The organism is Nocardia coubleae NBRC 108252 (assembly GCF_001612805.1).
GTDB classification, from domain to species: Bacteria; Actinomycetota; Actinomycetes; order Mycobacteriales; family Mycobacteriaceae; genus Nocardia; species Nocardia coubleae.
In genome coordinates, this window is sequence record NZ_BDBD01000018.1 from 534,808 (window position 1) to 559,639 (window position 24,832).

The following is a 24,832-nucleotide window of genomic DNA, read 5'->3' on the forward strand; positions in this document are numbered from 1 at the left end:
CGTCGGAACGCTCGCCGACATGCGCGGTCGTCTACTGTGAAAGATGTGGATGCGTTAGCCGGTCTGCTCGAGGGCCCACGTGCACGCGGTGCGTTTCTGATGTGCTCGCTGCTCGACCCGCCGTGGTCGCTGCGGGTCCAGGATCAGGCGCCGTTGACGGTGCTCGCCATGATTCGCGGCAAAGGCTGGGTGAGTACCGAATCCGGTTCGTCGCAACAGGTCGGCGCCGGTGATGTGGTGATCTTCCGTGGGCCGCAACCGTATACGGTGTCCGACGATCCGGCGACCGAGCCGCAGATCGTCGTGCAGCCGGGGCAGGTGACGACCACACCAGACGGTGAAATCCTGTGCGAGACACTGACTCTCGGCATCCGGCAGTGGGGGACCGACCCCGACGGCGAGACGCTGATGGTCACCGGGACCTACGAGTCCGCCGGTGCCGTGAGTACCCGGTTGCTGCGCGCCTTGCCCCAGGTCGCGGTACTGCCGCGTGGCGACCTCGATTCACGACTGCTCGACCTGCTCGTCGACGAGGCGACCAGGGACCGCCCCGCCCAGGGCGCCGTCCTCGACCGCCTCCTCGACCTGCTGCTCATCGCCGCCCTGCGGGCCTGGTTCGCCCGCGACGACGCGCCCGCCTGGTACCACGCCTACAGCGACCCGCTGGTCGGCAAGGCGCTGCGGCTGCTGCAACACAACCCGGCGCACCCGTGGACCGTGGTCGCGCTGGCCGACGCGGTCGGCATGTCACGGGCCGCGCTCGCGCGCCGGTTCACCGAACTGGTCGGCGAACCGCCCATGACCTTCCTGACCGAATGGCGTTTGTCGCTGGCCGCCGACCTGCTCGCCGAAACCGATTCGACCGTGGAATCCATCGCCCGTCAGGTCGGCTACGGCAGTGCGTTCGCCCTGAGTACCGCCTTCAAACGGCACTTCGGGGTGAGTCCGCGTGACCACCGGCAGGGTGGGGGAGCGGCTTTGTCGTCGTCGGCCTGAACCGGGGCTGGCATCATGACGGCATGGATTACCCCGTGCTGTGGCCGATGCCGACCCGCTGGGCCGACAACGACCAGTACGGTCACGTCAACAACGTGACCTACTACTCCTACTTCGACACCGCGGTCAATGCCTGGCTCATGCGGGCCACCGGCACCGACATCACGGCGCTGCCCGCGCTCGGTGTGGTCGCCCAGACCTCGTGCCGGTTCCACGGCTCGGTCAGCTTTCCCGACCAGCTCCAGGTGGGGTTGCGCATCTCCCGGCTCGGCAAGTCGAGCATCACCTACGACCTGGCGATCTTCCGGGAAACCGACGGCGGTCTCGAGCTGGCGGCCACCGGCGATTTCGTGCACGTCTACGTCGACACCGAGACACGCAAGCCGGTGCCGATCCCCGAGGTGGTGCGGGCGGCCGCCGCGGAACTCGTGACCGAGTAACAGCCCTACCCGCGCAACGCTTCCTGGAAGCGGCGCATGCCCGCGATCCATCGGTCGTAGTCGGCGCCCTTGTTGCGATACATCTGCAACACCTCGGGATGCGGCAGGATCAGGAAGTGTTCGGCGGCCATCGCCTCGATGACGGTATCGGCGACCTCCTCGGCCGACAGCACCGCGCCCGCGGTCTTCACCGCCTTGATCGCGAAGGCCGCCGCGTCGGGGTTCTCCGGGATGAGGTCGCCGCTGAGCAGCCGCGTGTCCACGCCCATCGGGCACAGGCAGCTCACGCGAACCCCCTTGTCGCCGTAGGTGATCGACAGCCATTCGGCGAACGCGACCGCCGCGTGCTTGGTCACCGAGTACGGTGCCGAACCCAGCTGGGTGAGCAGGCCCGCCGCCGACGCGGTGGAAACGAAGTACCCTCCGCCACGTTCGACCCAGCCAGGCACGAGCAGCTTCGCCGCCCGCACATGCGCCATCACATTCACACCGATCGCGGCGGCCCACTGGTCCTCGGTGCTGTCGAGGCCGGGTCCACCGCCGATTCCGGCGTTCGCGAAATACATGTCCACCGGGCCGAATTCGCGTTCGGCGGTGGCGATGAGCTGCGCGACCACCTGTTCGTCGGCCACGTCGCCACCGACTGCTGTCGCCTTGTCGCCGAGTTCGGCGGCCACCTTCGCCGCGCTGTCACCGTCGAGATCGGCGACGACGACCCGTGCGTCACCGGCGACCAGCCGGGCGGCGAGTGCGGCACCGATGCCCGCACCCGCGCCGGTGACGATCGCGACCTTGCCTGCTGTCTCCATGCTCGCACCCTAACGGCGGTGCCGCCGGTCGCGCATCGGATCGCGGACGGTTCAGGCTGCGGCCACCGGCTCGCGCACCGGTTCGACGGGTGCCTTCGCGGCGCGGGCGAGGGTGCCGAGGACGGTGTGGTTGAAAGCCAGGTTCAGCAGGAAGGCGGTGGCCGCGCCGAGGGTGACACCGCTGTCGAGCAGGATCTGCGCCGAGGTGGGGAACTTGTCGAACATGTCCTTGGTGAAGACCGGCAGCAGACCGATGCCGATGGCGGTGGCCGCGATGGTGGCGTTCACCCGGTCGGTGAGGTCGGCTTGCAGCAAGGTCCGCACACCGACCACGGCGACCGTCGCGAACAGGACCAGACCCACGCCGCCGACCACCGGTTTCGGGATCACCGCCACTACTTCACCGATGCGGGGGACGAGGCCGAGCAGCACCAGGATCGCCCCGCTCACCGCGGTCACGTACCGGCTGTAGATCCTTGTCGTCGAGACCGCGCCGACGTTCTGGTTGAAGATGGTGTCGATGAACGCGGTGAAGATGCCGCCGAGCACACCGGAGAGGCCGTCGCCGACCAGGCCGCGTGCGAGATCGCCTCTGCCGAGCGGTTTTCCGGTGATCTCGCTGATCGCCAGCATGCTCGCGGTCGACTCGGCGAACACCACCGCCATCACGATGCTCATCGCCACCACGGCGGTCACCGGGAACTGCGGTGACCCGAAGTGGAACGGTTGCGGAATGCCGATCCAGTCGGCGGCACCGACGCCCGTCGTCGAAATCAGCCCCATCGGCAGCGCGATCACGATGCCCGCGACCAGCGCGATGAGCACGCCCAGCTGCGACCACACGCCACGACCGAGACACACGAACCCGACCGCGATCAGCACCACCACCGCCGCCAACCCGATGGTGGACGGGGACGCGAAGCTCGGCGCCTTCGGATCGTTGCCGATGATCAGGCCACCGGCCACCCCGATCAGTGACACACCGACCACCGTCAGCACGGTCCCGGTGACCAGCGGCGGAAAGAACCGCACCACCCGCGCGAACGGCCACGCCAGCGCCACACCGACCACGCCACCGATCAGCATCGACCCGTACACCGCGTCGAGCCCGTACTCCTTCGCGATCAGAATCATCGGATTGAGCCCGACGAACGTGGCCCCACACACGATCGGCAGCCGCGCGCCGGCCAGCTTCCCGACCCCCAGGCTCTGCACCAGCGTGATGATGCCCGCCACCAGCAGGTCGGCGCTGATCAACAACCCGATCGTCGCTCTGTCCAGCCCCGCCGCCGCCCCGAACACCAAGGGCACGGTGATACATCCGGTGTACATGATCAGGACGTGCTGCAGGCCGAAAGCCAGTTGCCGACCCAACGGCAACCGGGTGTCGACAGGATGTGCCTCGCTCATACACAGGTTGTAGCCCCCGATTTTTACAGTGAGCGCGCGCTGTGTTTCCTCGGCGTTGCGAGGTTCGTATATTCCGGCGGTCAGTATGGTCGGTAGTTGGGCTGGGGATACCTGGGCTGTGATCGTGCTGCGCTGATCCAGCGTCCGGTCGACGGTGCGGCTGCGAAACCGAGCGCCACGATCGACAGAACGGCCGGAGTCAAGCCGATGATGGGCCCGCGGAACAAGCCGACGGATATCGTGTCCGTGACGAAGAACCCGACACCCACGAGCGCACTGAGCGCCGTCGCGACCATCACGATCACACGCCCGGCCGTGGTGCGGAGGAAAAGCAACAGCGCGCCGATGAGCAGCAGCACACTTACCACGGCGCAGACCACGATGTAGAACAGCGCCTCCGCGGCAAGCGATTCCTCGTCACATCGGAAACTGTCGTCGGGTTGCGCGACCATTTTGCCTACGCATTCGAACGCACCAGGGTGGCTGTATGTCATTACCGCGCCGACCACCGTCGTGAGTGAAACCAGCACGGTGAGAACAGCACCGATGATCGCTGTCGCCCCACCGCCGGAGCTTCGCGGAGCGCCGTGGCCGGGAACGCCATAGCCCTGTGCGCCCTGTCCTGGCCCACTCGGCCCAGGCTGACCGTGCATACCGTAGCCACGCGCAGAGTAGCCCGGTGCGGTATGGGCGGGCACTGCGTGGGCCGGTGAAGGTTGACCGGGATGCGGGTAGCCGGGCGCCGGGTGAGCTGGGTTTCCTGCGTGTGGGTAACTCTGTTGTGGCCCATACGGATACCCCATGCTGCCCCCTTCGTGCGGTTCCGGTGCGGTCGCACCACCGACGAACCTATACGGCCCACCTTGCCGGGACTGCCCCGGATCGGAGGCCGTTCGCCGTCGCACACGGAACGTGGCAGGTCGGCCGGGTCAGACGCGGCTGAGGAGGGTCAGAGGGTCCTCGAGGAAGGTGGCGGTGGTGGCGAGGAAGCGGGCGCCCAGTTCGCCGTCGATCATGCGGTGGTCGAAGCTGAGGCCGAGGGTGGTTGTCCAGCGGACGGCTAGTTCGTCGCGGAATACCCAGGGGCGCTTGCGGATCGAGCCGAGGCAGAGGATGGCGGCTTCGCCGGGGTTGACGAGGGGGACGCCGGTGTCGACGCCGAAGACGCCGACGTTGGTGATGGTGAAGGTGCCGCCGAGGAGGTCGGCGGGGGTGGCGTTGCCGGAGCGGGCGGTGTCGGCGGCCCAGCTGATCTCGCGGCACAGTTCGCGCAGGCTGAGGGTTTGCGCGTCTTTGAGGTTCGGGACGAGCAGCCCACGGTCGGAGGCGACCGCGATGCCCAGGTTCACGTAGTGCTTGGTGACGATCTGCTGATTCTGCTCGTCCCAGGCGGCATTGACGCCGGGGTGTTCGGCGATGGCGGCCAGTGCGGCGCGCGCGACCAGGGCCAGCGGGGTGAGCGTGAGTCCTTCGAACGACTTCGTGGTGCGCAGGTGGTCGAGCAGTTCCATCGAGGCCGTGCAGTCGACGGTGACGAATGCGCTCGCCTGCGGAATGGTGCGGGCGCTGGCCAGCATCGCGGCGGCGGTGCGCTTGCGGATTCCGGTGACGGGCGTGCGTTCCTCGCGGGCCCTCGACTCGATGAGACCCGCGTCGTGCCCGTTCTGCTGGGCGGCGGCGGCGAGCTCGGCCCCCGGCTTGGCCCGCGGCCCGGTGACCGGCACGGCCGAGCGCACGTCCTCGACGGTGACCGCACCCTCGGGTCCCGAACCCGCGACGTACCACAGGTCTATCCCGAGCTCCTTGGCCAGTTTCCGGGCCGCGGGTGTGGCAGCGGCCCGGTGCGTGCTCGGCGTGGTGGATGCCATCGACGGTGTGGGCTTGCGCCGTCGCGACGTGGCTTCGGCCTCGGGCCCGTACCCGACCAGCACGTCCCTGCGGTCCTCGGCGGTGGGCGGGTCGGTGACCTCGAGATCGTTGCGCACCCGGATCAGCGGGGCGCCCACCGGCACCGTATCGCCGGGCGAGGCAAGCAATTCGACGACCGTTCCGGAGAACGGCGACGGCAGCGCGACCACCGCCTTGGCGGTCTCCACCTCAGCGATGGTCTGGTTCAGTTCCACCGTGTCTCCCACGTCGACGGCCCACGACACCAGGTCGCCGTCGGCGAGGCCCTCACCCAGGTCGGGGAGACGGAATTCGAGCACGTGTCCGTCGTCGCCAGCTGGTTGCGGCACGGGCGCACCTTTCGTCGTCATGCGGCTAGGCATCGGTCGACCGCGGCGAGGATGCGGTCGGGATCAGGCAGATGGTGCTTTTCGAGCTTAGCCGGGGGATAGGGGATGTCGTAGCCGCCTACACGCAGCACGGGCGCCTCGAGGTGGTAGAAGCAGCGCTCGGTGATCCGCGCCGCGATCTCGGCGCCGAGTCCGGCGAACACCGGTGCCTCGTGCACGATTACCAGCCGTCCGGTCTTGTCGACGGATTCGGCGATGGTGTCGACATCAAGTGGCGACAGGCTGCGCAGATCGATCACCTCGATCGAGTTTCCTTCCTCACCAGCGATTTTCGCGGCGGTGAGCGCGGTGGAGACGGTGCCGCCGTAGGCGAGGACGGTGGCATCGGTGCCCTCGGTGAGCACACGCGCCTTGTGCAGTGGCAGGTCGGGTTCGCTGTGGAAGTCCACGTCCGCCTTGTCCCAGTACCGCCGCTTGGGCTCGAAGAAGACCACGGGGTCGTCGAGCGAAATAGCCTGTCGGAGCATGTGATACGCGTCGGCAGGCGTACTGGGCGACACCACACGCAGGCCGGCGGTATGCGCGAAATACACCTCCGGTGACTCCGAATGGTGTTCGACGGCACCGATACCGCCACCGAACGGAATGCGGATCGTCAACGGCGCCTTGACCTTTCCGCCCGTCCGGTAGTGGATCTTGGCGACCTGCGACACGATCTGGTCGAACGCGGGGTAGACGAAACCGTCGAACTGGATCTCCACCACCGGCCGGTAACCGCGCAAGGCCATTCCGAAAGCCGTTCCCACGATGCCGGATTCGGCCAGGGGCGTATCGATGACGCGATTGTCACCGAAATCCTTCTGGAGCGTGTCGGTCACCCGGAACACACCACCCAGCTTGCCGATGTCCTCGCCGAGCAACACCACCTTCGGCTCGTCTTCCATGGCGCGGCGCAGACCGGTGTTGAGAGCGGCGGCGAAGGTGGTGATCATGACTGCGCTCCTTCGGCGAGGTAGGCCGAGAACTGTTGTGCCTCTTCGGTGATCAGTGGGTGCTCGGTCGCGTAGACGTGGTCGAGCATGTGGAGGGGGTCGGGGTCGGGCATCTGGAGTGTCGCGGTGCGCACCCGGTCGGCGACCTCGTCGGCCGCGCGCGCGACCGAGCGGGCGAACTCGTCGTCGAGTAGGCCTTCGCGTTCGAGCAGCAGCCGCACCCGCTCGATCGGATCGCGCCGCTCCCAGTACTCGATATCGGCGGCCGTGCGGTACCTGCTCGGATCGTCGGCGGTGGTGTGCGGGCCCATCCGGTAGGTGATCGCCTCGATGAAGGTGGGGCCGCCGCCGCTGCGGGCACGTTCGACCGCCTGGCGGGTGACGGCGAGCACGGCCAGCACATCGTTGCCGTCCACCTGCACACCGGGAATGCCGTACCCGTCGGCCCGGCGCACGAGCGGCACGTGACTCTGCACGGTGACCGGTTCGCTGATCGCCCACTGGTTGTTCTGGCAGAAGAACACCACCGGTGCGCTCCAGGTGGCGGCGAAGCCGAGCGCCTCGGCGATATCGCCCTGACTGGTCGCGCCGTCGCCGAAGTAGGTGATGGTGGCGATATCGGCGCCGTCGAGGTGGGCGGCGTAGGCGTAACCCGTGGCGTGCAGGCCCTGTGAGCCGACGACGATATTGGCGTTGGTCATGTTCACCGCGTCGGGATCCCAGCAGTGGTGGGCCACTCCGCGCCACAGTCGCGTCAGCTGCTCGGGCGGTACGCCACGGCAGTACGCCACCGCGGTCTCGCGGTACGAGCAGAAGATGTAGTCGTCGGGGTGCAGTGCGTGCACCGAACCGACCTGCGCCGCTTCCTGGCCGAGCATGGGAGGCCACAGGCCGAGCTGACCCTGGCGTTGCAGTGCGGTCGCCTCGAGATCGATCCGGCGGGTCACGACGAGGTCCCGGTAGAGGCCCCGCAATCGTTCGGCATCGATATCGGCGACCAGCGCGCCGTGCTCACGATCGAATACGCGACGTCCGTCCGGCTGGATCAACTGGACCGGGTAGGTCTGCTTCTCCGGCATCGAGATCGCCTCCTCTCCACCGCGCCTTGTGGGCCGATGCGGGTACGACTGATCGCTGAGTGCGATGTGTATCACACAGCATCCACGATACCGCCGCCTGCGCAAGTGAACGACACGTGACTGAGCAGAATGCACGTTGTGCTGGGGTGACACGCTGTCATACTGCGTTGTATGACCAGTCGCGAACCCGCCGTGACCCTCGACGCGACCGACGCGCGATTGCTGCGCGAACTGATCGCCAGCCCCCGGGCCACCGGGGTGGAACTGGCCGCCCGCCTCGGGCTGTCACGCAATACGGTGCAGGCGCGACTCGCGCGCTGGGACAGCGGTGGGGTGCTCGGCAGTTTCGAGCGCCGCGTGGAACCGCGTGCTCTCGGCTACCCGCTGGCAGCCTTCGTCGCGGTGGTCGTCGATCAGCACCAGTTGGATGCGGTGGTCGACGAGCTCGCCGACGTTCCGGAGGTCACCGAGGTCTGCGGCATGACCGGCGAAACCGACCTCACCGTCCGCATCGTGGCCCGCGACGCCGACGACCTCTACCGCATCGCGGGCGCCATCCTGAAGATCCCCGGCGTCGAACGCACGAACATGGCGCTCGTCATGCGCGAACTGGTCGGACCACGCACCGCACCCCTCCTCGACCGCCTCGCCGACCCGGACTGAGATCGACGGAACTTGCGGGTCAGGCTGTGGGTTCCGGATTCACCTGACCCGGACTGGAGGCTGAGCGCGCGGGTCAGACGGTGAGGTCCGGATCGACCTCAGCGCACCTACTTCTGAGCTGGGAGTATGCGGCGGACGATGAGGCCGGCGAGGAGCGCCCAGAAGGCGCCGCCGATCCCGAGCAGCGTGGTGCCGGAGGCGGCCACCAGGAAGGTGACCAGGGCGGCGAGGCGGTCGCCCGGATCGGTGAGCGCGGCGGAGAGGGAAGCGGCGAGCGTGGCGAGCAGTGCCAGGCCCGCGACGGTTTCGAGGGTGCCCGCGGGGGCGGCGGCGATGAGGGTGACCAGGGCGGCGGAGGCCAGGCCGAGGACCAGGTAGGAGGCGCCCGCGGTGGCCGCGGCGATCCAGCGGCGCTTCGGGTCCGGGCTCGCGCTCGGGGCGGCGGCGAGCGCGGCGCTGATGGCGGCGAGGTTGATGGCGTGACCGCCCGCCGGGGCACCGAGGACGGTGCCGATCCCGGTGACGAGCATGGCAGGCCGCCACGGCACCTGGTAGTCGAAAGAACGCATCACGGCGACGCCGGGGATGTTCTGCGAAGCCATCGTGACGATGTAGAGCGGAACGGCGATGCCGATGATCGCCTGCCAATGCCATTGTGGGGCAGTCAGTTCCACGGTGGGGATCATGGCGGACAGGTCGAGGTGCCGGTCGGCGACCACGATGTCGATGCCGGTGCCGACGGCCGCCGTCGCGAAGGCCACGAGCACCGCCCACTTCGGTGCGTACCGTTGCAGAACCAGCCACACCACGATCACCGGAACCACCACGGTGGGCGAGGTACGCAACGCCTGTACCGGAGCCAGGCACAGCGGAACGAGCACGCCGGCGAGCATGGCCTGCGCGATCGGCACCGGAATCGCCGCGACCAGCGAACCGAGCCGCTGCCACAGGCCGGTGACGACGATCAGCACGCCCGTCACAGCGAACGCCGCGACCGCGCCGGGCCATCCACCGGCTACCAGGCCAGTGCTCACCAGCAGCGCCGCGCCGGGTGTCGACCAGGCAAGGGTGATCGGAATCCGGTACCGGAAACTCAGCAGCAGGATGCCGATGCCCTGCGTGAAACACAGCACGAGCAGACCCGACGCCGCCTGTGCCGGACTCGCCCCCACTGCCCGCAACCCGCTCAGCACCACCGCGAAGGAACTGGTGAACCCGACCAGCGCGGTCACCGCGCCCGCACCGAGCGGCTGACCTATCCCGGCCGGTTTCTCGGTGACATCGGGCGACGAACTGGTGGAGACCTGCGACATTCGGCAAATCCTGCCCGACGGGTCTGGGAGCGTCACCGGCCAGTAGCGCGAAACTGGCCTGATCCGGCCCGCGGTGCCGGCCGCTCGATCACCACGCTCTGGTGGCGTGCGGCTCTCGGCCGTTGCCGCCACCGGAACGTGGTGATCGTCTGTCCAGCTTCCCTCCGATGCGTGGGGTGCCGTTTCGGGTGTGGGTGGTCGGGGAGTGCGTAGGGTGGCGGCGGGGGACGGACCGGGAGTGAGGAGTTGGCGTGGGTGCGGTGCTGATTTCGGCGGCCGAGCTTCGGGAGGAGCTGGCGGCGAACAAGATTCACCTGTTGGACGTGCGGTGGGCGCTCGGGGATCCGGACGGTCCGCAGCACTATCTCGACGGGCACATTCCGGGCGCGGTGTTCGTCGACCTGGAGACCGAACTGGCCGCCGCACCGTCACCGGCCCGTGGCAGACACCCTTTGCCCGACCCCGGAACCTTCGAGAAGTGCGCCCGCAGCTGGGGGCTCGGCACTGATGAGCCCGTGGTCGTCTACGACGCGACCGGCGGCATGGCGGCGGCCCGCGCGTGGTGGCTGTTGCGCTGGGCCGGTGTCGACAACGTGCGCATTCTCGACGGTGGGCTGCCCGCCTGGACCGCGTCCGGCGCGGAACTCGCGACCGGTGCCGAACCCGACCCGACCCCCGGTGACCTGGTCGTTCGCCCCGGCGCGCTGCCCGTGATCGATGCGGACGCCGCCGCGAAATGGTCGGGTGTCTTGCTCGATGCCCGCGCGGGCGAACGTTTCCGAGGCGAGGTGGAACCGGTCGATCCGCAGGCCGGTCACATTCCCGGCGCTGTCAGCGCACCGACCGCTGAAAACCTGTACCCCACAGGGCATTTCCGCACCGTCGAGGAATTGCGCGAGCGCTTCGCCGAGTTCGGTGACGGACCGGTCGCGGTCTACTGCGGTTCCGGCGTCACCGCTGCGCACGAAATCGCGGCCCTGGCCATCGCCGGGATCGACGCGGCCCTCTACCCGGGGTCCTGGTCGCAGTGGTCCAACGACCCGAAGCGTCCGGTGGTGACGGGCGCCTGACAGCGCCGGCATCCATCAAGGACACGTGCGGTCGATGTCGTGGAGGGCGGCGTTGTCGGCGGCGGTGATCGGTAAGTCGTAGGCGACGGCGACGGTGAGGTACTTGGCGGCGTAGAAGCAGTGGTTGGGCCGGGCGGGTGGCAGCCATTCGCCAGGCGTGTCGTCGCCTTTGGACTGATTGGTCGCCTTGCCCGTGGCCAGCAGATTGACCGAGAGGTCGTTGGCGAAGCGCAGACGGCGTTCCGGTGGCCAAGCGTGTGCGCCCATGTCCCACGCGGCGGCGAGCGGATAGACGTGGTCGATCTGGATGTCGCCGCCCTCGGACTTGCGGAAAGCGATATCGGTGCCGGTGTAGGGGTCGGTGAGCACGCCCTCCACCACCACGCAGCGACCCCGGCGAACCACATCGCGCAGCTGGGCGGCCAGCACGTTGTTGCGGGTGTCGCAGCCGTCGTGACCGCCGGGCGCGTCGGTGTCGTCGGACCAGGCCGGACCGAACACACAACCCTGCCCGGCTTTGCATCCACGTTCGTACCCGCCGGGGTGCGGTCGCGCATCGATCACGCGCACCTGATCGAGCAGCGCGTTCACCTCTGCCCGCGTCGGACTACCCGGCGCGGGCGCGACCGGTTCGGGCGCCAGCACCCCGCAACCCGTGCACGCGAGCACCAGCAGGACCAGCCACGCGAGTCTCCCCATGCACAGGTTGTAGCCGACCCCACCGACAACTTCGCCGTACTACAACCAGGCGCGCGCCAGGATGTCGTCTGCCGCGAGCTCGGCGGCATGTGGCGGGAACCGGGTGGCCGCGATCGAGGAGATGTGGGTGCCGTCGTGGCCGATCAACCACGAACCACCCCGGTCCTCGCACTCGGCGATCTTGGCGAACACGGTGAGCAGGAAGGTGATGGAATCGCGCGGGTCGGCCGTGTGGGCCAACCGCTGGGATTCACCGGGCCGGGACAGATCGATCCATACGCCGGACTGACCGTCCAGGCGCATGCCGACGATCTTCCCGGCATCGACGAACGTGAACTTGCGCCGCTCCCACGGGGTGGTGGGGGTGTAGCTCTGCTCGAGAACCTGGAGCAGAATCGTCATCGCTGCCCTCCGCACGCATTCAGGGGGTTCATCGGCCGAGCCGGTTCGTGGCCGGTTCGCCTGGGTGAGTATGCAGTTGTCGCCGGTGATCTTCCGGCCGTGACCAGGGAATATCCAAGTATGTTCCGTGGGAGCCCAGAAATCCAGAGCGATGGCCGAGCGCGGGGTGTCGGTGGCTCCTGCTTGGATGGCAACCATGCTGCACGGTCTGTGGTCCCCCGGTTCGGGCCTGCTGCTGTGGCACGACGGGCAACCCGTTGCGGTGGGTTCGGTGCTCGGCGACATTCTCGAGCGCGCGCGGTTCCGGCACCGCGCCGAGGTGCTCGTCGTCGACGAGGCGGGCGCAGCGGGTGGAGCCGAGGTCCGCGCGCACGCGCTCGCGCCGCCGACGGCCGCCGTCGTGCTGCGCAGCAGGCTGCCCCGCGAGCACATCTCCGGCGACCTGCGTTTCCTCGCGCACGTCGCCCGTGGCATCGAGCGTTGGGTGCGGGCCGGTCGGGTGGTGCCGCAGGTGGATCGCGCCGACGGGCAGTGGTGGGTGCGGTGGCGGCTGGTCGGCGGGCAACGTCAGCGGGCGTGGCTCGCCGAGCTGGCCACGGCCATGCCCGCCGCGTTACGGGTGGCCGGGTCGCCCGCCGGGGTGCTCGAGGACCTGGTCACCGAACTCACCGACCCGATCGCCCGCGAATACCTGAGCCACCGTTCGATGACGCACCCGCTGCTGGCGGCGCTGATGAGCGACACCCCGCTCGACGAGGGCTCCTACCGGCTGGCCGAAACCCTGTCGCAGTGGCGCGAGGGATACGCCGCCGACGAACCCGAGCTGGTCCTTCGCCTGTGCGAACCCGACGGCGAATTCACCACCGACGACGACTCGGTGGCGCTGTGGCGACTGCAGGTGTGTCTGCGTCCGGTCGACGACGCACCGAAACCCGTTGTGCTCGATGATGATCCGGTCTTGGTGCGCACTGCCGCCGAGAAGCTGGGCCAGGCCCGCAAGGCCTACCCGCGTCTGCGTGACCTGCCGACCGACCCGCGCGGACTCGACCTCCTGCTGCCGACCCAGGTGGTCGCCGACCTGGTCGCCCACGGCGCGCATGCGCTACAGGAGGCCGGGATTCGCCTGCTGCTGCCGCGCGCCTGGAACATCGCCGAACCGAGCATGCGCCTGCGGGTGAGCAGCCCGGCCGCCGCCGAATCCACCGTCGGTCTGAGCGGATTGCTTTCCTACCGTTGGGAATTGGCGCTCGGGGACATGGTGCTCACCCCGGCCGAGATGGAACGTCTGGTGCGCAGCAAATCCGATCTCGTCCAGCTGCGCGGTGAATGGGTGCAGGCCGACCATCGCGCGCTGGCGGCCGCCGCCCGGTACGTGGCGCTGCACGCCGACGACACCCCTGTCACCCTGGCCGACATGATCGGCGAACTCGCCGCCGAACGGGTCGACAATGTGCCGGTCACCGAGGTCACCGCCGACGGCTGGGCGGCCGAACTGTTCACCGGACACGGCCATCCCGAGCCCGTTCCGGTGCCGATCGGCCTGAAAGCCCAGCTCCGCCCCTATCAGGAGCGCGGCCTTAGCTGGCTGGCCACCATGAGCCGGCTCGATTGCGGCGCGATCCTGGCCGACGACATGGGTCTCGGCAAGACCGTGCAGGTACTCGCGCTGCTCGTGCACGAACGCGAGGCCGTCGGTCCGGTAGGGCCGACGCTGCTGGTATGCCCCATGTCGGTGGTCGGCAACTGGCAGCGCGAGACCGAACGGTTCGCCCCGGACCTGCGCGTCCTCGTGCACCACGGCACCGATCGGCGCAAGGGCGCGGATTTCGCCGCCGCGGTCGCGGACGCGGATCTGGTCGTCACCACCTATGCCCTGCTGGCGCGCGATGCGGCGTTGCTGAGCGAACAGCACTGGGCGCGGGTGGTTCTCGACGAGGCCCAGCACATCAAGAACGCGACCACCAGGCAATCACGGGCTGCCCGCGCCTTGCGGGCCCGGCATCGCTTGGCGCTCACCGGAACGCCGGTGGAGAACCGGCTGGAAGAACTGCGTGCCCTGTTCGATTTCGCTATGCCCAAGCTGCTCGGCAGCCCGCAGTCCTTCCGCGCCCGCTTCGCGGTGCCCATCGAACGCGAACGCGACCAGCACGCCATCGACCGGTTGCGGCTCATCACCGAACCGTTCGTGCTGCGCAGGCTCAAAACCGATCCGGCGGTCATCAGCGATCTGCCCGAGAAGCTCGAGATGACGGTGCGCGCCAACCTCACCGTCGAGCAGGCCGCGCTGTATCAGGCCGTGGTCGACGACATGCTGGAGAAGCTCAAAGACGCCAAGGGCATGGCGCGCAAGGGTGCGGTGCTCGGCGCGCTGACCAGACTCAAGCAGGTCTGCAATCATCCCGCGCATTTCCTCGGCGACGCCTCGCCCATCATGCGCCGCGGCGGGCATCGCTCGGGCAAGCTCGCCCTGGTGGAGGACATCCTCGACGCCGTCCTCGCCGACGGCGAGAAGGCCCTGCTGTTCACCCAATTCCGTGAGTTCGGCGACCTGATCCTGCCGTTCCTCACCGAACGGTTCGGCACACCCATCCCGTTCCTGCACGGCGGGGTGAGCAAGCAGCGTCGCGACGACATGGTCACCGGATTCCAAGCCGAGGGCGGCCCGCCGTTGATGCTGCTCTCGCTCAAAGCGGGCGGGACAGGGCTGAACCTGACCGCCGCCAATCACGTGATCCACCTGGACCGCTGGTGGAACCCGGCCGTGGAGAACCAGGCCACCGACCGTGCGTTCCGCATCGGCCAGCAGCGTGCGGTGCAGGTGCGCAAACTCGTCTGCGTCGACACCATCGAGGAGCGCATCGACGAAATGATCAGCGGCAAGAAGGCGTTGGCCGACCTGGCCGTCGGGGCGGGGGAGAACTGGATCACCGAACTCGGCACCGACGAGTTGCGTGAACTGTTCACCCTCGGGGCCGAGGCGGTGGGTGACTGATGGCCGATTTCAGTCAGTTCGGTCCGCGCAAGCCGGTGCGCGGTGGTGCGCAGGCGCGCGGTGGTTTCGGTCGCACGTGGTGGGGAAAGTCGCTGCTCGAGGCGGTGGAGAAGGTGGCCGACGCGGGCAGGCTCTCGCGCGGGCGCACCTACGCGCGGGTCGGGCAGGTGGTGAACTATCGCGTGGAGCGCGGTGCGGTCACGGCCGAGGTGCAGGGTAGCCAGCCGAGCCCGTTCACCTCCGTGTTGTCGGTGCGGCCGCTGCGCGAGGAAGAGATCGAGCTCCTGCTGGCCGAGATCCGCGAAGCGCCGGGGATGCTCGCCGAAATCGCTTCGGGCGCACTACCACCCGCGCTCGGCCCACACCTGCTGCCGACCACCGCCGCCGAACTGGACTTCTCCTGCACCTGCCCGGACATGGGCTGGCCGTGCAAGCATGTGGCCGCCGTCTGCTACCTGCTCGCCGAACGCCTCGACGAGCAGCCGGGTGAAATCCTCACCCTGCGCGGACTCGACCTCGACACCCTCATCGGTGGGGTCGAAAGGTCCACTCGCAGAGCTGATTCCGACGACCCCTACGGTGACCGCCTCGCCCTCCCCGACCTACCACGCATCGAATTCCACCCCGTCATCGAGGACCTCGACGCCATGGCCTTGCGCCGTGCCCTACGCATGTCGGCCGAAGACGAGCAGACCGCCGCCACCGGCCTCCGCGAATTACGTTCCCTCTACGCCGAATTCGACAGCTGAGTTCAGCGGGTGCCACGGCGAGAGAGGCGACCGGAACCACCGTCCTCAGGGCAGGTCGTACTCGAACCAGATGTGGTGGCCGCCGGTGGTGTCGACGTAGAGGGCGCCGGTGCCGGTGATGCCGGTGAGTTCGCCGGTGCCGCTACCGGGGACGATGTGGAAGAACTCGTCGGTCCGATCGGTGCCGCCGGTGGTGGCGGAATGGACGAAGTTGAACGTACCGGACCTGCCAGCCAGGCTGCCCTCGAAGGACTCCATGGCGATGTAGGTGCCCGCACCCGTCGACATGTCGAACGCCGAGGTGAACAGCGTGGCCGAGGTGCCCGTGATGTCGCCCGCGTAGACCTTGGTCATGTGGGCGATGCCGACCGGCAGGCCGGTGCTGATCGGCGGTTGCGGCTGCAGATCGGTCGGGTCGAAGGCGGTGAGTTCGAACGTGCCGGTCGTCTTCATTCCGTGATGCTAAACCGGGGCCCCGACAAAACCCGTCACCCCAGGTCGATGCGGTAAACGCGAACCGCGTTACCGCCGAATATCTTCCGCAGGTCCTCGGTCGACGCACCGGCCTTGGTGAGTGCGGTCGCGACGGCGTCGACGGCCACGGGGAGGCTGGTGATCGGCTTGTCGACGGGGAAGTTCGAGCCCCAGATCAGCCGGTCGGGGCCGAACACCGACAGGGCGTGGGCGAGCATCGGACTCAGCCGGTCGACGAGCACCGACACCTGGGTCGACAACCCGCGCGGCGGGACCGGGTGGCCGAGTACCGGCATCATCAGGCCGCTCACCTTGGCGACCACATTGGGCTGGGCGGCCAGATCGGTGATGTCGTCGCGCCAGCGGTCGAAGATGTCGCGTCGCTCGCCCGCGGTCCTGCCGGTGTGTTTGCCGACCGGACCGAAGACGCCCGCGGGGGTGGCGAGGTGGTCGAGGACGATCGTCACCTCGGGAAAGCGTTCGGCCAGCGCCGTCACCTCGGGCAGCTGACCCGAGTACAGCCAGGCGTCGAAACCGAGCCCGCGCTCGGCGAGCTGACCGAAACCGTCGAGGAAGGCGGGCGCGGTGAGCAGTCCGTCGTGCGCGGCGAACGATTTCACCCCCGCATCGGGATGGTGGGCCACGTTGGCCCGGATCCCGCGCAGCAGCGGCGAGGCCGACTGATGCGCGTCGAGCGTGGGGCCGAGATCCGCGGCGGCGGGGTCGGCCGCCCCGACGATCGCGGCGAGAGCGGGTGTATCGACCCCGAACGGCAGGCTGGCCACCCACCGCGTCTCGTCGGGCGCCGAACCGGTCCACTCGGCCTCTACGTGCACGAGCCCGCGCACCGCGATCCCGCCCTGGTCGGTGCGGTAGTCGGCGGGCAGATACGGGCCGAGGTAGGCCGTGGGATCGCCGACGAACTGGAGGTCGCGGCGCGGGGTCAATTTCGCGGCCAGGTCGACCGGCAGCGGCACATATCGCAGCAGCTTGGCGTGCTTGCTGAACAGCCGAGGTGTCGTATGCGGATCCCACTGGTGGATATGCGCATCGATGATGTCGAGCCCGGTCAGATCCATGTACGTCCCATCGCCGCGCCGGCATTGCTCCGGGAATTGTCACACGTCGGCTGCGGCGATGGTCGCATTCGGTCGCCTCAGACAGTCCGCCGATACTGTCCGCCGACGGCGAAAAAGGTATCGGTGACCTGCTGCAAAGTGCATACCCGTGCCGCGTCCATCAGCACCTCGAAAATATTGCCGTCGGTGTGGGCGACCTCAGCCAGGCGGGCGAGCGCGCGATGTGATTCCTCGGCGTGCTCGGCGCGGAACTGCTGCACCCGCTCGAGCTGGGACCGTTTCTCGTCCTCGGTGGCGCGGGCCAATTCCACCGTCGGCGCCGCGGCCTCGCTTTCGGGGCCGCGGAAGGTGTTCACCCCGATGATCGGCAGCGTTCCGTCGTGTTTGCGCTGCTCGTAGCGCATCGACTCGTCCTGGATGCGGCCGCGCTGGTAACCGGTCTCCATGGCGCCGAGCACGCCGCCGCGTTCGCTGATCCGCTCGAATTCCAGCAGTACCGCCTCTTCGACCAGGTCGGTGAGCTCGTCGATGATGAAACTGCCCTGCAGCGGATTCTCGTTCACCGCCAGGCCCCATTCCTTGGCGATGATGAGCTGAATCGCCAGCGCCCGGCGCACCGATTCCTCGGTGGGAGTGGTGACGGCTTCGTCGAAAGCGTTGGTGTGCAGGCTGTTGCAATTGTCGTAGACCGCGATCAGCGCCTGCAGGGTGGTGCGGATGTCGTTGAACTGCATTTCCTGGGCGTGCAGCGATCGACCGGAAGTCTGGATGTGGTACTTCAGTTTCTGGGCGCGTTCACCCGCGCCGTACCGGTCGCGCATGGCGACGGCCCAGATGCGCCGTGCCACCCGTCCGATGACCGAATACTCCGGGTCCATCCCGTTGGAGAAGAAGAACGACAGGTTCGGCGCGAATTCGTCGATCGCCAGTCCGCGCGCCAAATACGTTTCCACGTAGGTGAATCCGTTGGCCAGGGTGAAGGCGAGCTGGCTGATCGGATTGGCACCGGCCTCGGCGATGTGATAGCCGGAGATGGACACCGAATAGAAATTGCGCACATTGTTGCGGACGAACCACTCCTGCACATCGGCCATCATCCGCAGACTGAACTCGGTGGAGAACAGGCAGGTGTTCTGGCCCTGGTCCTCCTTGAGGATGTCGGCCTGCACGGTGCCGCGCACGGTGGACAGCGTGCGCGCCCTGATCTCGGCGGCCTCCTGCTCTGTCGGTTCCCGGCGTTCGGATTCGGTGAAGCGTCGCACAGCCTGGTCGATCGCCGCGTTGAGGAAGAAGGCGAGGATCGTCGGAGCCGGGCCGTTGATGGTCATCGACACCGACGTCGTCGGTTCACACAGGTCGAAACCGTCGAACAGGGTGCGCATGTCGTCGATCGTCGCCACCGAGACACCCGAGGTGCCGACCTTGCCGTAGATATCGGGCCGCTGCGCCGGTTCGTGGCCGTAGAGGGTCACCGAGTCGAAGGCCGTCGAGAGGCGAGTGGCGTCGGTGTGGGCGCTGAGTGCTTTGAACCGCCGGTTCGTGCGCGCCGGATCGCCCTCGCCCGCGAACATGCGGGTGGGGTCCTCGTTGTCGCGCTTGAACGGGAAAACGCCCGCGGTGAAGGGGAATCGGCCAGGCAGGTTCTCCTCGCGCAGGAAACGCAACAGTTCGCCCGCGTCGGTGTAGCGGGGCAGCGCTACCCGGGGAACACTTGTGCCGGAGAGCGATTCGCGTCGCAACGGGGTGCGGATCTCCCGGTCGCGTACCCGCACCACCTGCTCCTCGCCCCGATAACTCTCGGCCAGCGCGGGCCATTCGTCCAGCAGGGCTGCCGAGGCGGGCGACAGATCACCGGTGGCCGCCTCCAGTAGGTCGCCGACGGCGGTGTCGTCGGGCAGTTCCTCATGTACCGCACGCAACCGCTGAACACGTTGTGCCGCAGTCATTTCCCGTGCTGTGTCCTGGTGGTAGGCGCGCACGGTCTCGGCGATCTCGGCCAGGTAGCGCACCCGTGACGGCGGGATGAGCTGGGCGAACCTGGTCGACACCTTCGTCTCCACGCGGGGCAGCGCGCCCGGCTCCACCGTGAGGCCGTGCTCGGTCAGCCGGGTGAGCAGATGCTGGTAGAGCGCGGTGACACCGTCGTCGTCGAAGGTCGCCGCGCTGGTGCCGAACACTGGCATATCGGCGGGGTCGGAACCGAATTCCGCACGGTTGCGGATCAATTGGCGCGCCACATCGCGCACCGCGTCGGCCGCGCCGCGGCGCTCGTACTTGTTCACCGCGACCACATCGGCGTAGTCGAGCATGTCGATCTTCTCGAGCTGGGAGGCGGCACCGAACTCCGGCGTCATCACATACAGCGCCACATCCACGTGGTCGACGATGCCGGCGTCACCCTGGCCGATGCCCGGCGTCTCGAGGATCACCAGGTCGAAGCCCGCTGCCCGGCACGCGGCGATCATGGTGTCGATGTCGTCGGGCAGTTCGTGATTGCCGCGCGTGGCCAGCGAACGGAAGTACACGTGTTCGCCGTCGAGCGCGTTCATGCGGATGCGGTCACCGAGCAGGGCGCCACCGGCGCGGCGCCGGGTCGGGTCGACGGCGAGCACCGCGACACGCAGCTTGTCCTGCTGGTCGGTACGCAACCGGCGCACCAATTCGTCGGTGAGCGAGGACTTTCCGGAGCCACCGGTGCCGGTGATGCCGAGGACCGGTACTTCGCGCGCGTCCGCCGCGGCGAGGATCGCGGCGCGATCGGTTTCGGGCAGAGCGCCCTGCTGCAGACAAGTGATGGTGCGGGCCAGGGCGATTCGGTCGCCGGTGTAGAGGGCGTTCAGATCGGGGGCGACGGTGGCTCGGTCCACATCGCACAGCCGGATGAGCTCGTTGATCATGCCGGGCAGGCCGAGGCGCTGGCCGTCCTCGGGGGAGAAGATGCGCACGCCGCAGCGGGCGAGGCGTTCGATCTCCTCGGGGACGATCACACCGCCACCACCACCGAAGATGCGCACGTCGCCCGCCCCGGCCTCGCGCAGCGCCTCGGCCAGGTACTCGAAGAACTCGATGTGCCCGCCCTGATACGAGCTCACCGCGACACCCTGCACGTCCTCCTCGACCACCGCGTCGACGATCTCGCGCACCGACCGGTTGTGTCCGAGATGGATCACTTCCGCGCCTTGGGCCTGCAGGATGCGCCGCATGATGTTGATCGCCGCGTCGTGCCCGTCGAACAGGGCGGCCGAAGTCACGAACCGCACCGGATGGACAGGAACGTGCAATGAGGTGCTCATGACTTCCTCCGCCATTTTGTAGAACGCCCGATACTAGGACATCAAACTAATCCTACTGTGAACGGCGTCACGGCGAAAGGGGCCGGTTCGGGCACTCGGCCGACATACTCGACGGATGGTTCGCGAACACGGGGTGGGCGTGGCGTTGGAGCGGCTGGTCGCGGGCGGGGTCATCAGTGGTGACCAGCGCGACGCGGTGCTGCGAGCTGTCGAGGAACAGGAGCGGGCGGGTCGCGCGCCGACCGGGCGGGTGCTCGCCGAGATCGTCGCCTACCTCGGTGCGGGGCTCGTCGCGGCGGGTCTCGGGCTCTTCCTCGACCGGGCGTGGGCCGATGTCGCCGACACCGGGCGAGTGGTGTTGCTCGCCGTCGTCACCGGATGTTCGCTCGGTGGCGCCGTGGTGCTGGCAGGTGGACGGCCCGGCCTGTTCCGCCGCGTGCCCATCGCCACGGCCGTACGAACCAGGCTCGCGTCGGCGCTGCTGGTGCTGGCGGCCATGGCGACCAGCGGAACAGTGGCGATCGCGTTCGGTGAGCGCGGTGGCGATGCCGAGATCGCGGCGCTGTGCGCGGGGCTACTGGTGGCGACGCTCGGCTACCTGATGGTGCCGAGCCTGCTCGGGATGGTCGCGATCGCCGGTTTCGGCGTGGCCACGATCGTCGAGCTCACCGGCGGGCCGCACCGCTGGCTGTGGCAGGGCATCGCGCTCATGGTCTTCGGGGCCGTCTGGTTCGGGCTCGCGTGGGCGCGGCTGCTCGTCCTCGACTGGGCCGGATTCCTGCTCGGTGGACTGATCGCGACAACAGGCGCGCAATCGGTGACCCTCGGCGAATCTCTTTGGCGTCCCATGCTCACCGGCTTCGTCGGCGTGATCTTTCTCGGCGCCTACCTGCTCCGGCGCGAACCGGTCCTCGTCCTCGGCGGTTCCGCGTGCATCGCGATCGGCGTCGGTCAGGTGGTCGCCGACAACACGTCAGGCGGCCCCGCCGTCGCCAGCGCCGTCCTGGCCGTCGGCGCAATCGTCCTGACCGGCGGCCTGATCGCCACCGTCGTCGGGCCGAAACGTCCCAGCTGATTCACCCAGCAAGCTGCTCATGCGGCGCCTTTGCCAGGATCGATGCCAGGATCTCGGTCGCCGCCTCGCGTTCGGCGATGTCGCGCCGCATCCGGTCAAGTTCGGTGCGCAGGTCGTCGGCCATCTCCGGGCAGGTCGGCGCGAGATAGGTGCCTGCTGCGGTCATGCAGGGCAGCACCTCGACGATCACCCTGGTGGGCAATCCCGCGGACAGCAGAAGGCGGATGCGCCGCACCGCCTCGACGGCGGATTCGTCGAATTCCCGGTAGCCGCTGGGCTGTCGACGTGGGCGCAGCAAACCCTGTTCCTCGTAATAGCGCAACGCGCGGGTGCTCAGTCCCGTTCTGTGCGCCAGTTCGCCGATCCGCATGTGATGCCCGCCTCACTGCCTTGACCTTCACGTCAACGTAAAACTTTACCGTCGTGGCATGACTGAAACAGCAGCTCCGAAAACATTGGCGGGCAAGACGGCCGTCGTCACCGGTGGCACCCATGGCATGGGCCTGGCTATCGTCGAGGCGCTCGTCGCGCGGGGCGCCGACGTCGTGCTCACCGGCCGCAGCGAGACCGGTATCGAAAAGGCAAGGGCGACATTGGATTCCGACGCCGCCCATATCGTTCGATCCGATGCGACAGATCCCGACGACATCGATGAACTCGGCCGGATCGTCGAGGAACGCTTCGGCGGCATCGATTACCTCTTCGTCAACCACGGCATCGCGGAATTCAAAACCCTCCCGGAAGCGACTGTGGCGCAGTGGGATCGCGTCTTCGACGTGAATGCCAAGGGCGCGTTCTTCACCACCCAGCGGTTGGCGCCCCTGATCCGCGACCACGGTGCCATCGTGTACACGACGGTGTCCAACGACCGGATCTTCCCCGGGCTCAGCGCGTATTCGGCGGCGAAGGAAGCAGTGCGTGCGTTCTCGAAAGTGCTTGCCGCCGAGTTGCTTCCGCGTGGTATCCGGGTCAATGCGGTGGCTCCGGGATTCATCCTCACGCCGAGCATGGGTGTCGCCGAGCTGACCGAGGAGCAGCGCGCCGAGTTCATCCGCGACGGCGAGGCGACGACGCCGATGGCGCGTCCGGGCACGGTCGAGGAGGTGGCTGCCGCGGCGCTGTACCTGGCGGTGGACGCCACCTTCACCACGGGCACCGAACTCGTCGTCGACGGCGGCTTCGCCCAGGGGCTCGGCTAGGAAGCCGCTGCGGTCCAACGGGATTCGCTGTCGAGGCGGTGGATCCCGAGGCCGGACCCGCCCGGGTGCTCGGCCGGGCGCAGGTTCCAGTCGGCGTCGTAGTCGCCGCTGTCCTGGTGGCGGTAGGGGATGGGCGGTGTCGTCGGTAGGGCGAGCAGCCGGGCGCGCAGGTCGGCGGTGATGGCGGCGAAGCGTTCGTGGCTCACCCGGTTGGTGCCGGGGATGATCACCGGCTCGATCACCTCCATGCCGGTGTAGAAAAAAGTGCCGTGGAGCAGGGGGAAGAGGACTTCCGTGAGGTCGCCGTGGATGCCGCGCGGTCCCAGCCCGGCATGGGCGCCGACCGAAACCACCGCCGTGGCGCGCTTGCCTGCCAGGCCGCCGTCACCGTAGCGGCGGGTGCGACCGGACTCGGGATCACGCACCCCGTACGCGTAACCCTGCACCAGCACGCGGTCCAGCCAGCCCTTCATGATCGCGGGCATCCCGTACCACCACAGCGGGAAATGCAGCACCACGGTGTCGGCCCAGGCCAGCTTCGCGTGCTCGGCGCGAATGTCGGCGGCCAGCCGCCCGGTGCGCAGGGCCGCTTCGGATTCATCGGCCACGTCCAGCCGCTCGACGCCGTCATGCGCGAAGTCCCCGGCCGTCACCACGGGGTTCCAGTTCATGGCGTAGAGATCGGATTCGATCACCTCGTGCTCGGCCTCGCGCAGTGCGGCGATCCCGGCGGTGCGCAGCTGGGCGGTCAGCGATCGCGGTTCCGGATGGGCGAACACCCACAGCACTCGCATCGGTCGCAGTCCTTTCGGTAGCTCGTTCGTCCTTCTCAGGCTGCCGAGTCCGGCACACGCGCACCAGTGGCCGGAAAGCCGATATGTGAAAGGATCGGGCCATGGCTGTCCATCGGGTCGCGGTCCTGGCTCGCACCGGGGTGATGCCGATGGAGCTGGGCATCGTGCACCAGATCTTCGGCTCGGCCCGCTCCGCCGACGGTGAGCGCCTCTACGAGGTGCTGACCTGCGCGATCGAACCGGGCCTCGTGCGCACGGACGCCGATTTCGCCGTCGCCGTCGAGCACGGCAGCGCGACGCTCGCCACCGCCGACACCATCGTCGTTCCGGCCTCGCACGAACTCGACGAGGTCAGCGACCCCGCGCAGGACGAGATCGCCGAGCAGCTGCGCCTGGCCCGCGCGGCGGGGCGCCGGATAGCGTCGATCTGCACGGGCGCCTTCGTGCTCGCCCGCGCAGGCCTGCTCGACGGGCGCCGCGCGACGACCCACTGGCTGTCCGCCGACCGGTTCCGCGCGGCCTTCCCAGCAGTGTGTATCGACGCCGCCGTGCTGTTCACCGAGGACGACGGCATCTTCACCGCGGCGGGCGAAGCGGCGGGCATCGACCTGTGCCTGCATCTGATCCGCACCGACCACGGCGCGGCCGTCGCCGGTGACGTCGCCAGGCGCACGGTTGTGCCGCCCTATCGCGAAGGCGGCCAAGCCCAGTTCATCGACCTACCGCTCCCGGCCGAGGACGAGTCGACGACCAGCCGCGCCCGGGCATGGGCACTGAACCACTTGGATCGACCGCTCACCCTGCGCGTCCTCGCCGAGCGCGCCGCCATGAGTCCGCGGACTTTCACCCGCCGATTCCGACGCGAGACCGGGATGTCGCCGGGGGCCTGGCTCGCCGCACAGCGGCTGATCAGGGCGAGGCAGTTGCTCGAACAGACCACACTCACCGTCGACCAGATCGCCGAGCGGGCCGGGTTCGGCACCGGCGCCTCCCTGCGTCAGCACTTCGCGCGAACACTTGGCACCAGCCCCTCGGCGTACCGGGCCACCTTCCACGGCGGCGGGTAG

The 24,832-nt window shown here is 68.4% G+C and carries 23 protein-coding genes; 9 read left to right on the forward strand and 14 right to left on the reverse strand.

Annotated features, from left to right (window positions below; genetic code table 11):
* Positions 1-45 precede the first annotated feature (45 nt).
* Together NCO8_RS19540 and NCO8_RS19545 are read left to right on the forward strand one after the other, a co-directional pair.
* A complete protein-coding gene (locus NCO8_RS19540) occupies positions 46-996 on the forward strand; it encodes an AraC family transcriptional regulator (protein ID WP_067641486.1) in 951 nt (316 codons plus the stop codon).
* A 23-nt stretch (positions 997-1,019) separates the two neighbouring features.
* Positions 1,020-1,436, forward strand: a complete 417-nt coding sequence (locus NCO8_RS19545) for an acyl-CoA thioesterase (RefSeq protein WP_067490558.1) — start codon at positions 1,020-1,022, stop codon at positions 1,434-1,436.
* A gap of 5 nt (positions 1,437-1,441) precedes the next feature.
* Here the strand turns inward: NCO8_RS19545 and NCO8_RS19550 are convergent, their stop codons facing one another.
* From NCO8_RS19550 to pdhA, 6 genes are all read right to left on the reverse strand, one after another.
* A complete protein-coding gene (locus NCO8_RS19550; protein ID WP_067641488.1) occupies positions 1,442-2,245 on the reverse strand; it encodes an SDR family oxidoreductase in 804 nt (267 codons plus the stop codon).
* A 51-nt stretch (positions 2,246-2,296) separates the two neighbouring features.
* On the reverse strand, positions 2,297-3,655 hold the full coding sequence (locus NCO8_RS19555; protein WP_067641490.1) for a uracil-xanthine permease family protein: 1,359 nt from the start codon (positions 3,653-3,655) through the stop codon (positions 2,297-2,299).
* Between the two features lie 80 nt (positions 3,656-3,735).
* Positions 3,736-4,107 carry a hypothetical protein gene (locus tag NCO8_RS19560; RefSeq protein WP_067641492.1) on the reverse strand — a complete coding sequence of 124 codons (372 nt, stop codon included), beginning with the start codon at positions 4,105-4,107 and terminating at the stop codon, positions 3,736-3,738.
* A gap of 477 nt (positions 4,108-4,584) precedes the next feature.
* Entirely contained in the window at positions 4,585-5,892 is a 1,308-nt protein-coding gene (locus NCO8_RS19565; RefSeq protein WP_245655429.1) for a dihydrolipoamide acetyltransferase family protein, read from the reverse strand.
* A gap of 17 nt (positions 5,893-5,909) precedes the next feature.
* Complete coding sequence (locus NCO8_RS19570) at positions 5,910-6,884, reverse strand: alpha-ketoacid dehydrogenase subunit beta (protein ID WP_067641496.1); 975 nt, start codon at positions 6,882-6,884, stop codon at positions 5,910-5,912.
* Positions 6,881-7,963 (reverse strand): pyruvate dehydrogenase (acetyl-transferring) E1 component subunit alpha, encoded by a 1,083-nt coding sequence (gene pdhA / locus NCO8_RS19575; protein WP_067641498.1) that lies wholly within the window; start codon positions 7,961-7,963, stop codon positions 6,881-6,883. The genes NCO8_RS19570 and pdhA overlap by 4 nt, the downstream gene beginning before the upstream one ends.
* Before the next feature lie 171 nt (positions 7,964-8,134).
* Between pdhA and NCO8_RS19580 the strand changes: the two genes are divergently transcribed.
* Entirely contained in the window at positions 8,135-8,626 is a 492-nt protein-coding gene (locus NCO8_RS19580) for an Lrp/AsnC family transcriptional regulator (protein WP_067641500.1), read from the forward strand.
* Positions 8,627-8,733: 107 nt separating this feature from the next.
* On the opposite strand, the gene NCO8_RS19585 is transcribed toward NCO8_RS19580, so the two are convergent.
* On the reverse strand, positions 8,734-9,939 hold the full coding sequence (locus NCO8_RS19585) for a benzoate/H(+) symporter BenE family transporter (protein ID WP_067641502.1): 1,206 nt from the start codon (positions 9,937-9,939) through the stop codon (positions 8,734-8,736).
* Positions 9,940-10,190: 251 nt separating this feature from the next.
* Here NCO8_RS19585 and NCO8_RS19590 point away from each other — a divergent pair, with 251 nt between their 5' ends.
* The gene (locus tag NCO8_RS19590) at positions 10,191-11,009 is read left to right on the forward strand and encodes a sulfurtransferase (protein ID WP_067641504.1); all 819 of its coding nucleotides are present in this window, start codon (positions 10,191-10,193) and stop codon (positions 11,007-11,009) included.
* A 15-nt stretch (positions 11,010-11,024) separates the two neighbouring features.
* Here NCO8_RS19590 and NCO8_RS19595 read toward each other — a convergent pair whose 3' ends face one another.
* Both NCO8_RS19595 and NCO8_RS19600 read right to left on the reverse strand, forming a co-directional pair.
* Complete coding sequence (locus NCO8_RS19595; protein ID WP_067641506.1) at positions 11,025-11,708, reverse strand: HNH endonuclease family protein; 684 nt, start codon at positions 11,706-11,708, stop codon at positions 11,025-11,027.
* A 39-nt stretch (positions 11,709-11,747) separates the two neighbouring features.
* On the reverse strand, positions 11,748-12,110 hold the full coding sequence (locus NCO8_RS19600) for a hypothetical protein (RefSeq protein ID WP_067490527.1): 363 nt from the start codon (positions 12,108-12,110) through the stop codon (positions 11,748-11,750).
* 196 nt (positions 12,111-12,306) lie between these two features.
* On the opposite strand from NCO8_RS19600, the gene NCO8_RS19605 reads away from it, so the two are divergent.
* Together NCO8_RS19605 and NCO8_RS19610 are read left to right on the forward strand one after the other, a co-directional pair.
* Positions 12,307-15,102, forward strand: coding sequence for a DEAD/DEAH box helicase (locus tag NCO8_RS19605; RefSeq protein ID WP_439951686.1), 2,796 nt, complete (start codon positions 12,307-12,309; stop codon positions 15,100-15,102).
* On the forward strand, positions 15,102-15,851 hold the full coding sequence (locus NCO8_RS19610) for an SWIM zinc finger family protein (RefSeq protein WP_067641510.1): 750 nt from the start codon (positions 15,102-15,104) through the stop codon (positions 15,849-15,851). The genes NCO8_RS19605 and NCO8_RS19610 overlap by 1 nt, the downstream gene beginning before the upstream one ends.
* Before the next feature lie 45 nt (positions 15,852-15,896).
* Here the strand turns inward: NCO8_RS19610 and NCO8_RS19615 are convergent, their stop codons facing one another.
* The 3 genes from NCO8_RS19615 to icmF all read right to left on the reverse strand — a co-directional run bounded on the left by NCO8_RS19615 (position 15,897) and on the right by icmF (position 20,697).
* Positions 15,897-16,304: a DUF3224 domain-containing protein gene (locus NCO8_RS19615; protein WP_067641512.1), complete on the reverse strand. Its 408-nt coding sequence runs from the start codon at positions 16,302-16,304 to the stop codon at positions 15,897-15,899.
* Between the two features lie 35 nt (positions 16,305-16,339).
* A complete protein-coding gene (locus NCO8_RS19620) occupies positions 16,340-17,404 on the reverse strand; it encodes an amidohydrolase family protein (protein ID WP_067641514.1) in 1,065 nt (354 codons plus the stop codon).
* 77 nt (positions 17,405-17,481) lie between these two features.
* Positions 17,482-20,697 (reverse strand): fused isobutyryl-CoA mutase/GTPase IcmF, encoded by a 3,216-nt coding sequence (gene icmF, locus NCO8_RS19625; protein ID WP_245655430.1) that lies wholly within the window; start codon positions 20,695-20,697, stop codon positions 17,482-17,484.
* Between the two features lie 115 nt (positions 20,698-20,812).
* On the opposite strand from icmF, the gene NCO8_RS19630 reads away from it, so the two are divergent.
* Positions 20,813-21,772, forward strand: a complete 960-nt coding sequence (locus NCO8_RS19630) for a DUF2157 domain-containing protein (protein WP_067641518.1) — start codon at positions 20,813-20,815, stop codon at positions 21,770-21,772.
* Position 21,773: 1 nt separating this feature from the next.
* On the opposite strand, the gene NCO8_RS19635 is transcribed toward NCO8_RS19630, so the two are convergent.
* A complete protein-coding gene (locus NCO8_RS19635; RefSeq protein ID WP_067641520.1) occupies positions 21,774-22,142 on the reverse strand; it encodes a MerR family transcriptional regulator in 369 nt (122 codons plus the stop codon).
* Positions 22,143-22,200: 58 nt separating this feature from the next.
* Here NCO8_RS19635 and NCO8_RS19640 point away from each other — a divergent pair, with 58 nt between their 5' ends.
* On the forward strand, positions 22,201-22,971 hold the full coding sequence (locus NCO8_RS19640) for an SDR family NAD(P)-dependent oxidoreductase (RefSeq protein WP_067641522.1): 771 nt from the start codon (positions 22,201-22,203) through the stop codon (positions 22,969-22,971).
* Here the strand turns inward: NCO8_RS19640 and NCO8_RS19645 are convergent.
* On the reverse strand, positions 22,968-23,765 hold the full coding sequence (locus NCO8_RS19645; RefSeq protein WP_067641524.1) for an NAD(P)H-dependent oxidoreductase: 798 nt from the start codon (positions 23,763-23,765) through the stop codon (positions 22,968-22,970). The two genes, NCO8_RS19640 and NCO8_RS19645, sit on opposite strands and share 4 nt — an antisense overlap.
* Before the next feature lie 101 nt (positions 23,766-23,866).
* On the opposite strand from NCO8_RS19645, the gene NCO8_RS19650 reads away from it, so the two are divergent.
* Entirely contained in the window at positions 23,867-24,832 is a 966-nt protein-coding gene (locus tag NCO8_RS19650) for a GlxA family transcriptional regulator (protein ID WP_067641526.1), read from the forward strand.